We start from the raw sequence: 11,700 nt of genomic DNA, 5'->3' as shown, positions 1-11,700 counted from the left end.
ATATGACGTTGGGAAATTAGAAGGCGTTGAAAAAGCAGCTATCTTACTGCTCAGTTTGACGGAAGAAGATGCGGCCCAAATTCTTAAGCATCTGGAGCCCAAGCAGGTACAAAGGTTAGGTCAAGCGATGGCGCAAATTGATGATATGACTCAGCCTAAAATCACAGCTGTACATAAACACTTCATTGATGAAATTCAAAAATACAGCACCATCGGCTTCCAAAGCCAAGACTTTGTAAAACGCGCTTTGACCTCAGCCCTTGGTGAAGATAAAGCGGCGAATCTTATTGATCAAATTTTGATGGGTACCGGTGCAAAAGGTCTTGATTCTCTCAAGTGGATGGATTCAAAACAGGTTGCCAGTATTATTCGCAATGAGCACCCTCAAATTCAAACCATTGTAATGTCTTATCTTGATGCTGAACAATCAGCTGAAATTCTTGCCCAATTTCCAGAAAAAGTGCGCCTAGATTTAATGATGCGCGTTGCCAATCTAGAAGAAGTTCAGCCTGCAGCGTTGCAAGAATTAAACGAAATCATGGAGAAACAGTTTGCTGGTCAAGCTGGTACCCAGGCTGCAAAAATGGGCGGCTTGAAATCTGCTGCGGATATCATGAACTACCTTGATACCAATATTGAAGGCCAGTTGATGGATGCAATACGAGAACAAGACGAAGAAATGAGTCAGCAGATTCAAGATCTTATGTTTGTATTCGACAACTTAGCAGAAGTAGACGACCGAGCGATTCAAGCTATCTTGCGTGAGGTTCAACAAGACGCTCTACTCAAAGCGATTAAAGGGGCAGATGAAGCTCTCAAAACTAAAATTACCGCCAACATGTCTAAGCGAGCAGCTGACATGTTGCTTGATGATTTAGAAGCCCTTGGCCCTGTGCGTTTAAGTGAAGTTGAAGCGGCGCAAAAAGAAATCTTATCTGTGGCTCGTCGTTTAGCCGATGCGGGTGAAATTATGCTTGGAGGCGGAGGCGGTGATGAATTCTTATAAGATGCTATCTAATATCCAAGATAACAGCAAAGACATGCAATGAACGATTACGACGGTGGGCCAGACAAACATATTAGCGCTTGGGATTTGCCTTTCGTTGAAGATGAGCGCAAGGCCGCTGAAACTACGACTAATGCGTTAAATCGACGCTCGAACTGGAAATACGAACCCCCTGAAAATCAAGTAGAAGAAGAGGAGGAGTTCGCTCCCCCTACCGCTCAAGAAATCGAATCCATTCGAGAGGCTGCTCAAAGTGAAGGATTTGAAGAAGGTAAAAAAGAGGGCTTAGAAAAGGGTCATCAAGAAGGGTTTGAACTAGGCAAAGAGCAAGGCTTGGCGCAAGGTCTTGAAGAAGGTAAAGCCCAGGGATTAGCCGAAGCTCAAGAGAGTGTCAATCAACAATTAGAGAGCTGGCGCAGCCTGTTAGACACATTGCATAACCCGGTTGCGTTGGTAGAAGAAACACTGCAGAAAGAACTTGTTTCATTGGCAGTATCTCTAGCGAAATCAGTGATTAGGGCCGAAATCAAAACTAACTCAGATATTATTTTTAATGCGATTAGTGAAGGGCTCAAGGCGCTACCGATCAATGAGCGCCAGTATCAAATTCACCTTCATCCAGACGATTTAGTGTTGGTGACTGAGCACTTTAGTGAACAAGAAATTGAGAAACACGGATGGCAGTTAATTGAAGCTCCCAACTTATCTCAAGGTGGCTGCGATATTGTGACACAAAGCAATGCGGTAGATGTAAGCATAGAGCGTCGCGTTAAAGACGTGCTAGATAAGTTTCTGCTAGAGCAGGGCTTAGATACTATCAATGCTAACGAAGACGAGTAGTCAGTTATGCCTCTGGATATCTTAGGGAATATTAAAGCACTGCAGCAACAAGTCCCTCAAGCACCGGTCGTTGCAGCTGGCAAGTTGGTGCGTGGTATCGGCTTAACCCTCGAAGCGGTAGGGTGTCAAATGCCGGTAGGGAGTCAATGTTTAATTCAAACTGTAGATGGTGAAATAGAAGCTGAAGTAGTGGGGTTTGCCGAACACATTACCTATTTAATGCCCACTCAAGCAGTGAAAGGCATAGTACCAGGCTCTCGTGTTCAACCCCTTAATCGCGAACAAGGGTTACCTGTTGGCATGTCGCTATTAGGCAGAGTGGTTGATGGAAACGGCCAACCTTTGGACGGTTTAGGTGCCATCAAAGCTGAAAAACGCGTGCCATTAACCCGCCCACCCATGAATCCATTATCTAGGAAACCTATCAGAGAGCCTCTTGATGTAGGCGTACGCGCTATAAATAGTATGATCACAGTTGGCAGTGGTCAGCGTATGGGCTTGTTTGCCGGCAGTGGCGTGGGTAAGAGCGTATTATTGGGTATGATGACCCGAGGAACGAGCGCCGATGTGGTGGTTGTGGGTTTGGTCGGTGAACGGGGCCGAGAAGTTAAAGAATTTATTCAAGACATATTAGGCGATGAAGAGCGCCAAAAATCCGTTGTGGTTGCCGCGCCAGCTGATACCTCGCCTCTAATGCGCTTAAAGGGGTGCGAAACTGCGGTGACTATCGCTGAGTATTTCCGCGACAAAGGTATGAATGTGTTGTTGCTCGTAGACTCACTTACGCGTTACGCCATGGCGCAGCGAGAAATAGCCCTTGCCGTTGGTGAGCCGCCAGCGACTAAAGGATATCCGCCGTCAGTATTTGCACGTTTACCCGCACTAGTAGAACGTGCAGGGAATGGCGGTGAGCATCAAGGTTCGATTACCGCGTTTTATACCGTGTTGACCGAAGGAGATGATCTACAAGATCCTATCGCCGATTCAGCTAGGGCTATTTTGGACGGGCATATTGTGCTTTCTCGTCAATTAGCCGACTCTGGGCACTACCCTGCAATAGATATCGAAGCCTCGATAAGTCGAGTGATGCCCATGGTTGTAAGCCCTGAACATGTCCAAGTAGCGCGGCGTATTCGCCAAGTCTATTCCACCTACCAGCAAAATCGCGACCTTATCAGTATTGGTGCTTACACCAGAGGAAACGATCCGCGCATTGATTTATCCATTAAGGCTGAGCCTGCTATCAATGCTTTTTTACAACAAGGCATGCAGCAAATCTTACCCTTTGATGAAAGTGTAGAAACGATGGTTAAGTTGGGTACCGGGTTGGGACCAGCATAATGCCTGTTTATTTAAAGAATATAAGTTGCTTAGCATTGATGACTTTTTCAATAAGGTTGTTTCTATCTAGTCTCGGAGCTCGTTATGCCGGTAAGTAAGCAATTGCAAATGGTCGCTGATTGGGAGCGACGAAAAGAACAAAAGATGGCCACCGATTATCAGTTGGCGCAGCAAAATGTGGTTGATAATCAAAACAAACTTATTGGACTTGAGCAATATCGGGTTAATTATTTAAAAGAAGGGATCCGCAAAGGTCAGCTAGGGTTAGCCGCTAAAAATTACGGGCAGCACCAGTCATTTGTCGGCAAAATTGACGCGGCCTGTGAACAACAAACAAAACAAGTCAGTAATGCGCTGGTGGTGGCTGAGCAGCGCAAAGCACAGTGGCTTGCCCAGCAAAGAAAGCGAAAAGCAGTTGAGATGCTACTTGATAAACAGGCCCTTAAGATCCAACAAAAACAGGACCGAGCAGAGCAACAGATGCTTGACGAGCTCGCGTTACAAAAATTCATCCGTTCTAAATAGTTTTATTTTCTGCTAGGTACTCTCTGTTTTCACCGCTTCGACTCTTAGTTTTATCACATATTTTTCGTTATCATCAGCTTTTCGTGTATTTTGGAATGAAGATTGCTCTACTTCACAACAACAACGTGAACAATGTGTAATGAAGATTGGAATATTACCTTAGCTTCCATGCGTAATCATTAATTGTAATTTCAAGGTATTGTTTTTAAATGAAAAATTTGTTTTTTGTTCTTGAGTGTAGGGGATCTTAGATGCTGCAACAAATTGCCACCGCAAAATCAGACGTTGCCGCTTATGCGGTTGATGTGAGTGACGAAAGCCTATCCAAGCTGCAAAACGCGGGTGAATTTGCCTACATGCTGGCCAAGGAAAATAAGACTCAGCATTTGCCCAAAGAAACGACGCAACCGAAACTAAGTACAGAGCCAAAAAACACGGCGAAAGATAATCTGGTACCGGAAAAACAGCTGGGCACTAAAGAAGAATACTCTCAGAAGAACCCTCCCGATGGTTCTAACACGGGCAAAGCGAGTGACATTAAAGAGACAAGAAAACCCGACTCGCCAGTCGATACCGCACATCGTGAAAATGGTTTAACGGCAGATGATAAGCAGCAAATTGATACCTCGGAGGGTGATACTGAAAGTTTACGAATCACGACGGATGGCGAAAATGAAGCAGATGCTAATCACTGGCTTTCGATTATTGAACAACTTGCCCTCAACAGTGCAGGTGCTATTAACAGCGAAGGGCAAGATAGCGCTCTTGCAAGCGCGAGCGGGGCTGATGTTCCTGTCAACACGTTAGATGATAATAAACTGGTGGAAAATGCGAACGGCGACCAGCAAGCATTGCTTCTGGCCCTGTTAAGTCACATTTTCGGCGAAAAGACTCAGGCGAATGCAGATCAGGCATTAGCATCTAAGCACGAAGTGATTGATGACGGAGCGGAGCTCACCACTGATGATGACGTCGGTAAAATGATGGCGCTACTTCAAAATAACCCAGAATTGCTTAAAGAATTAGAATCACTGCTTGTGAGTCAACAACAAGTAGCTGGTAGCTCACGTTCGAGCGCTTTAGGCACCTTAGACGCTAAAGTTGAAGGAGCGCTAGATAGCGTTTCAACAAATAATGAATTCGCTGCGCTGGATTTGGCACAAAAGCAATTACTCCAACAAGATAAAGCCATAAGTGATGAAGCGCTAGCAGGTATCGCAGAGGCTATGGTTAGCTTGATGAACGTTGCAACGTCAGCTAAGAGCGATGCCCAAAATAGCGTTTCAGAGGCTGTCAGCGCAGCTGATTTGCTTGAAGGCTCAGCATTAAGTGAGCAAAGCACAGGACAAACCGAAACCTTAGCGTTGGCCCTAGAAAGTGACTTAACCCAGCAGCAATTAGCGATGTTAGACAGTGCGCCTGAATTGAAAAAGCTACTACAGTTACCACCCGAGAAGCTTGAAAGTGCATTAGCGCTAATTGCCAAAGAACTACAAAAGGGAGGAGCCGCTAGCATTGTAGGGGACGCGGCAAGTAACGCCATGCTAAAAGGGGCGGTGCAAGCAGACGCTGAATTGAGCTCATCCGCTAACGTAAATTTGAACACCCTTATTAATAAAGTTGACGCTGATAACAACGCCAGCGGCACGACTGACTTTGTCGCTGCCCTTAAAAGCGGTTTAGCTGAAGTAAAAGCCCAGCTTGAAAAAGGGCGAGAGCCTGGCGTCGATTTAAAAGCCCTAGTAAATGACGCCATAAAAGCGTCACCAGAGTTGGCAAGCAATATGCTTTCCAATAAGCAAGAACAGGTGGAATTGGCTACGCGCTCTGTGTCCCAATTATTGGACGTAGCGCAATTAATGAGCACTGCACTCGAGCAAGCCTCGCATCAGCAAACGGCCAATGCGGCTTATCGAGAGCTAGGTATCAACATGGTCGAACACAATAAAGCCAACCAATTGCAGCAAGGACAATTCGACAAAGCCTTGAATTTGGCCAAACCAGAGGCCCATCAGCAATTAGCCGAAAAGGTACGCTTCATGGTGAATACCAACCAGTTGGTTGCTGATATTCGTCTCGACCCAGCTGAATTGGGCTCGATGCATGTAAAAGTGTCAGTTAGCGGCGAATCAGCGAACGTGAGCTTTGTGGTGCAATCGATACATGCGAAAGAGGCGATTGATAACGCCGCGCCCAGATTAAAAGAGATGCTGGCAGAGAAAGGCATTGAGTTGGGTCAATCATCGGTTGAACAAGAATCTCAAGAGCAAGACCAGCAAATGGCAGGTGGCGGCTCAGGTAATGCACCGGGACACAGTTCAGAGCAGGGTAGTGCAGATGGTGAGGTGCCTAGTGGAATATTACAACAACCTATTGTCAATGGCTCTTTAGGGGGTATTGATTACTTTGTTTGACATTTAGGTATGGCTTATAGATTGCGATTTTTTGAGTAAGAACGATAATACCAGCAAAATATCATACAGGGCGTTGGCATGGCTGAAGAAGAATTACAAATGGAAGAGGGTGGCAAGAAAAGCAAACTCATGATGATCATCATCATAGTGGTTGTTTTACTGCTAGGCGGTGGCGGAGCAGCGTACTTTTTACTTGGTGGTGAAGAAGAGGTCGCTACGGTGGAAGGTGAAGAGCAAGCCCAAATGGATGGTGATGATGGTGAAACGTCAGAGGGTGTAAAAGCGGGAACCGCACTTTATGTGGCTATTCCTAATCCGATTACGTTTAACGTACCAGGCGCGAATAGAGACCGTTTAGTCGAAATTAAAGTGCAACTTATGGTCCGCGGCAGCAGTGCAGAAGAACAAGTTAAAATGCACATACCGTCGATTCAAGGGGCATTGAACAGGGCATTTAGCCAAGCGAATGCTGATGATCTAATCACAGAAGCGGGCAAAGCTGCCATACGTGGTAACGCCTTAAAGGAAGTTCAGAAAACCTTGAAAGACGTGTCAGGTAATGAATTGGTAGAGCAAGTATTGTTCACCGGTTTTGTGATGCAATAAGCAAAAGCGAGAATTAGATTGAGCGACTTATTATCCCAAGATGAAATCGATGCGCTACTTCACGGAGTAGACGAAGTCGAAGAAGATGACGTCGAAGAGGTCCAAGGCGATGGCACTGCGCTGGAGTATGACTTTTCTTCGCAAGATCGGATCGTCCGGGGAAGAATGCCGACACTGGAAATCGTCAACGAGCGATTTGCCAGACACATGCGAGTCAGCTTATTTAATATGATGCGCCGTTCGGCTGAAGTGTCGATTAATGGTATTCAAATGATTAAGTTTGGTGAGTATATTCACACCTTATTTGTACCTACTAGTTTGAATATGGTTCGCTTCCGTCCACTTAAAGGCACTGGGCTTATCACGATGGAAGCACGTTTAGTGTTTATCTTGGTAGATAACTTCTTCGGTGGTGATGGGCGCTATCATGCCAAAATTGAAGGCCGCGAGTTCACGCCGACAGAGCGACGTATCATTCAGATGCTGCTTAAACTGATTTTCGAAGATTATAAAGAGGCGTGGGCCCCCGTCATGGACGTGTCTTTCGAATATTTGGACTCAGAAGTTAACCCTGCCATGGCCAATATCGTTAGCCCCACAGAAGTAGTGGTAATTAGCTCTTTTCATATTGAACTCGATGGCGGTGGGGGGGACTTTCATGTGTCATTGCCCTACTCAATGTTAGAGCCAATTCGAGAGCTTCTTGATGCAGGTGTGCAAAGTGATAAGGAAGACACGGACCTTCGTTGGAGCAAAGCATTACGGGATGAAATCATGGACGTGAAAGTCGAGCTTTCTACTCACATGATGGACTTGACGCTTAGCTTACAAAAAATCATGGATATGAAAGCAGGGGACATTATTCCTATCGACATGCCTGAGCACATCACTGTGATGATAGAAGAGTTACCCACATTCAGAGCTAAGCTGGGCCGTTCACGAGACAACCTAGCACTTAAGATCACCGATAAGATTCCGCGACCTACGTCTGTCAAATCGGAATTGCAATTATTAACCAAAGGCGGCCGCAGAATTGATAGCGACGCCGAGTTACAAACCCTTGAAGATGATTTGTAACCAATCAAGAGGCAAAGATTATGAGTGAAGAAGAAGGTTTAGATGATTGGGCAGCCGCCATGGCTGAACAAGCAGATGAAGAAAGCAAAGACGGTAAAGCAACTGTTGCCGAATATGACGAGCTTGAAGAAGACAAAGAGATATCTCCGGCGGAAAAACGCAAGTTAGATACGATTTTGGATATTCCTGTGACTATTTCTATGGAAGTAGGGCGCAGTCATATCAGTATTCGCAATTTATTGCAGTTGAACCAAGGTTCTGTCGTTGAGTTAGACCGTGTCGCAGGTGAGCCACTTGATGTGTTAGTAAATGGCACGTTGATTGCTCATGGTGAGGTAGTAGTCGTCAACGATAAATTTGGTATTCGCTTAACTGATGTTATTAGTCAACTGGAAAGAATCAAAAAGCTCCGCTAAACAAACTTCTTTTAAAACAAGGGTTTGGTTTGTACTGAGCCCTCTGTTTTTAGCTTCAAATACAGCATTTGCTGAAGCTAAAACCCTCTCTGATACCTCATCGATAGTGTCAATTTTTCTATCCTTACTGCTGGTGATCGCAGTGGTTTTCATGTTGGCGTTCATAATGCGACGGTTTAACGTCACTGGCGGCAGCACTGGGCAGCTAAAAGTGATTGCTTCTTTGGCGGCGGGCACCAAAGAGCGTGTGCTCGTCATAGAAGTGGGCGAAGAACAGCACCTCATTGGTGTGACGGCGCAGAATATTAATCACTTGGCAAAGTTAGACACGCCTATTTCAAATGACAAGCCGCCTACTGGTGACAATTTCAAAGATAAACTGAATATGTTTATGGCAGGTAAGTTACAGCCTAACGCCAACACTGGCAGCAAAAAAAGTGCGGGAGTCCACGATGAATAAGATTTTTTTACTGCTATTGGCGACTGGACTATTAATGGTTCCTGGTTGGGTTTTTGCAGAGCCCGGTATCCCCGCGTTGACTATGACTGAAAACGCGGATGGCTCGCAAGATTACACCATGACATTGCAAGTTGTGGCGATCATGACTGCGCTGAGCTTGTTGCCTGCATTTATTATGATGATGACGTCTTTCACTCGTATCATCATTGTATTATCTATTGTGCGCCAGGCGATTGGTTTGCAACAATCCCCTTCCAACCAAATATTGATAGGCGTGAGCTTATTCCTATCTATGTTTATCATGGCGCCAGTGTTTGAAAAAATTAATGAAACAGCGCTACAACCCTATTTAAGTGAACAAATCACCTCGATACAAGCCTACGAATTAGCCAAAGAGCCATTACGCGGCTTCATGCTGGCGCAGACGAGAATAAAAGATTTAGAAACATTTGTGGAAATAGGCGGCTATGAAAATCAGTTTCAAGAGCCAGCCGATGTGCCAATGAATGTGTTGATACCCGCTTTTGTTACTAGCGAATTAAAAACAGCGTTTCAAATCGGTTTTATGTTGTTTATTCCATTTCTTATTTTGGACTTGGTGGTAGCGTCAATCCTCATGGCTATGGGTATGATGATGTTATCGCCTATGATCGTATCGCTGCCCTTTAAACTAATGTTGTTCGTGCTGGTAGATGGTTGGAACCTTATTTTTGGCACGCTAGCAAACAGCTTTGGAATGGGGACTTAGTCATGGCACCAGAGGTCTTTGTCGACATATTGAAAGAAGCCTTGAACATGGTCATTTTGTTGGTGTCAGCCATCATTTTACCTAGCTTGTTTGTGGGTTTAATCGTCGCAGTATTTCAAGCCGCCACATCTATAAACGAACAAACAATGAGTTTCTTACCGCGCTTGATTGTCACTTTATTGGCCCTTAGCTGGGGCGGGCATTGGCTAGTACAACAGTTAATGGACTTCACCTTCACTATGGTAGAGCGCATCCCGGAAGTGGTGGGATAGAATGGAGTTTTCTGCCGACATTATCACTCAGTTCATGGGTGACATGTTACTGCCATTCATGCGTATATCGGGCATGTTGGCGACCATGGTTGGCTTGAGTGCGAAAACGGTTCCTACTACCGTACGCGCTCTATTGACGCTGTTTATTACGTTCATTATTTTGCCTGTTATCCCCCCTGTGCCGGTTGTAGAAATACTTTCAGTGAGTACCTTCGTATTGGTGATTCAGCAGCTTATCATCGGTATTTCATTGGGGTTTATTTCAACTATGGTGCTGAATACCTTTGTATTGGCGGGACAAGTCGTGGCGATGCAAACAGGCTTAGGGTTTGCTTCAATTGTCGATCCGGTAAATGGTATCAATGTACCAGCAGTAGGTCAGTTTTACTTAATCCTGGCTACTTTGCTCTTTTGGGCATTGGATGGGCACTTAGCCATGATCCGTATGGTGGTGATGAGCTTTACTGCATTTCCAGTAGGAGAAACATGGCTTCAGCCGGAGCAATTTAGAGAAATCGCTCATTGGGCCGGTTGGATGTTTATTTCCGCCGTGACCTTGTCTTTAGCGCCGATAGTATCTTTATTAATTGTTAACTTGGCGTTCGGCGTTATGACCAAGGCGGCACCGCAATTGAACATTTTTAGTTTGGGTTTTAGTATCGCGCAAATAATGGGTTTAGTGATTATCTGGATCACCATGGATAATTTCACTTACCACTTTGAAGTCCAGTGGGATAGAGCTCAGCAAATGATGTGTCAGCTTGTTAAAGTTTGTCCTTAAAGGAGGCGGTTTATGTCTGACGCTAATGAAAAAACAGAAGACCCCACATCCAAAAAGATCACCGACTCCAGAAAAAAGGGCCAAGTCGCGCGATCCAAAGAGCTCTCGACCGCCCTAGTTTTAGTCTTTAGCGCTGCTGCTTTCATTATGATGGGGGGGCAAATTGCCAAGGCGATTTACTTGGTTACTCAGCGCACATTTACACTCTCGCGTGATGAAACCTATGATTTTACACATATGTTTCAAGCGTGGGGATCAGCTATTGAGACGGTCGCTACGCCTGTCATGCTGTATATGGTCATTATTACGGCAGCGGGTATTTACGGCAATATTGCGCTCGGTGGCTACAACTTTACGTGGCAGGGGGCAGCGCCTAAAGCCAATAAGCTTAATCCTCTCGCTGGCTTTAAGCGCATGTTTGGTATGAATGGTTTAGTTGAATTGCTTAAAGCGATAGCCAAAGTGATCGTGGTGATGGGCATGGCATATGTCGCTATGCTGGTATTTAAGGACGAAGCTTTACACCTTGATTTGGAGTTGTATCCACAGAACTTATTTCACGCCATGGACTTAATATCATGGGCATTTCTCATGATGTGCTGTGCACTTATTCCTATCGCGGCGTTTGATGTGCCGTATCAAAGTTACAAGCACAACAAAGAAATGAAAATGTCGAAACAGGAAGTGAAAGACGAAAACAAAAACGCTGAAGGTGACCCACAAGTTAAAAACCGTATTCGTCGGTTACAATTTCAAGCCGCTGCAAACCGTATGATGCAAGAAGTGCCTACAGCCGATGTGGTTGTAACGAACCCAACGCATTATTCCATCGCCTTGAAATATGACCAACAAGGCACCCGAGCACCCGTGCTCGTGGCCAAAGGGGTCGATGAAATGGCGATGCATATACGTAAAATAGCCGACGCACATGAAGTGCCTATTGTCGCATCCCCCATGTTAGCTCGAGCAATTTATTACTCTACTGAAGTGGAGTCTGAGATCCCTGCTAAGCTATTCATGGCCGTGGCGCAAATTTTGGCTTATGTCTTTCAACTAAAAGCCTATAAAAATGGCAAGGGAAAACGTCCTAAGTCTGTACCCAAAAACCTTCCTATCCCTTACGAATTAAGGCGCTAAAGTTTCACCAGCCTGCGGTTAGACTAAAGATTAGTGCATGGCGTAACGGTGTTTTACCTTATTTGGCGCGGTAGTTG

General features: G+C 45.2%; 13 protein-coding genes. All 13 read left to right on the top strand.

Annotated features, from left to right (window positions below):
- On the top strand, positions 1 to 1,006 hold a 1,006-nt coding region (fliG, locus tag GMES_RS15700; protein ID WP_039987584.1), incomplete at its 5' end, for a flagellar motor switch protein FliG.
- Positions 1,007 to 1,045: 39 nt separating this feature from the next.
- Positions 1,046 to 1,846: a flagellar assembly protein FliH gene (gene fliH, locus GMES_RS15695; RefSeq protein ID WP_006993721.1), complete on the top strand. Its 801-nt coding sequence runs from the start codon at positions 1,046 to 1,048 to the stop codon at positions 1,844 to 1,846.
- 6 nt (positions 1,847 to 1,852) lie between these two features.
- Positions 1,853 to 3,187: a flagellar protein export ATPase FliI gene (gene fliI, locus GMES_RS15690; protein WP_006993720.1), complete on the top strand. Its 1,335-nt coding sequence runs from the start codon at positions 1,853 to 1,855 to the stop codon at positions 3,185 to 3,187.
- Between the two features lie 84 nt (positions 3,188 to 3,271).
- Positions 3,272 to 3,712 (top strand): flagellar export protein FliJ, encoded by a 441-nt coding sequence (gene fliJ / locus GMES_RS15685; protein ID WP_006993719.1) that lies wholly within the window; start codon positions 3,272 to 3,274, stop codon positions 3,710 to 3,712.
- 251 nt (positions 3,713 to 3,963) lie between these two features.
- Entirely contained in the window at positions 3,964 to 6,126 is a 2,163-nt protein-coding gene (locus GMES_RS15680; RefSeq protein WP_006993718.1) for a flagellar hook-length control protein FliK, read from the top strand.
- Positions 6,127 to 6,204: 78 nt separating this feature from the next.
- Positions 6,205 to 6,732, top strand: coding sequence for a flagellar basal body-associated protein FliL (gene fliL, locus GMES_RS15675; protein ID WP_006993717.1), 528 nt, complete (start codon positions 6,205 to 6,207; stop codon positions 6,730 to 6,732).
- An 18-nt stretch (positions 6,733 to 6,750) separates the two neighbouring features.
- Positions 6,751 to 7,809, top strand: a complete 1,059-nt coding sequence (gene fliM / locus GMES_RS15670; protein WP_006993716.1) for a flagellar motor switch protein FliM — start codon at positions 6,751 to 6,753, stop codon at positions 7,807 to 7,809.
- Between the two features lie 20 nt (positions 7,810 to 7,829).
- Complete coding sequence (fliN, locus tag GMES_RS15665) at positions 7,830 to 8,225, top strand: flagellar motor switch protein FliN (protein ID WP_006993715.1); 396 nt, start codon at positions 7,830 to 7,832, stop codon at positions 8,223 to 8,225.
- Positions 8,185 to 8,685, top strand: coding sequence for a flagellar biosynthetic protein FliO (fliO, locus tag GMES_RS22305; protein WP_033186036.1), 501 nt, complete (start codon positions 8,185 to 8,187; stop codon positions 8,683 to 8,685). The genes fliN and fliO overlap by 41 nt, the downstream gene beginning before the upstream one ends.
- The gene (gene fliP / locus GMES_RS15655; RefSeq protein ID WP_006993712.1) at positions 8,678 to 9,433 is read left to right on the top strand and encodes a flagellar type III secretion system pore protein FliP; all 756 of its coding nucleotides are present in this window, start codon (positions 8,678 to 8,680) and stop codon (positions 9,431 to 9,433) included. Before fliO ends, fliP begins: the two co-directional genes overlap by 8 nt.
- Before the next feature lie 2 nt (positions 9,434 to 9,435).
- A complete protein-coding gene (fliQ, locus tag GMES_RS15650) occupies positions 9,436 to 9,705 on the top strand; it encodes a flagellar biosynthesis protein FliQ (protein ID WP_006993711.1) in 270 nt (89 codons plus the stop codon).
- A gap of 1 nt (position 9,706) precedes the next feature.
- Positions 9,707 to 10,486: a flagellar biosynthetic protein FliR gene (gene fliR / locus GMES_RS15645; protein WP_006993710.1), complete on the top strand. Its 780-nt coding sequence runs from the start codon at positions 9,707 to 9,709 to the stop codon at positions 10,484 to 10,486.
- Positions 10,487 to 10,498: 12 nt separating this feature from the next.
- Positions 10,499 to 11,623, top strand: a complete 1,125-nt coding sequence (flhB, locus tag GMES_RS15640; protein WP_006993709.1) for a flagellar biosynthesis protein FlhB — start codon at positions 10,499 to 10,501, stop codon at positions 11,621 to 11,623.
- Positions 11,624 to 11,700: the final 77 nt, after the last annotated feature.

Source organism: Paraglaciecola mesophila KMM 241 (assembly GCF_000315015.1).
Classification (GTDB): Bacteria; Pseudomonadota; Gammaproteobacteria; order Enterobacterales; family Alteromonadaceae; genus Paraglaciecola; species Paraglaciecola mesophila.
This window is presented reverse-complemented; position numbering and strand designations above follow the sequence as displayed.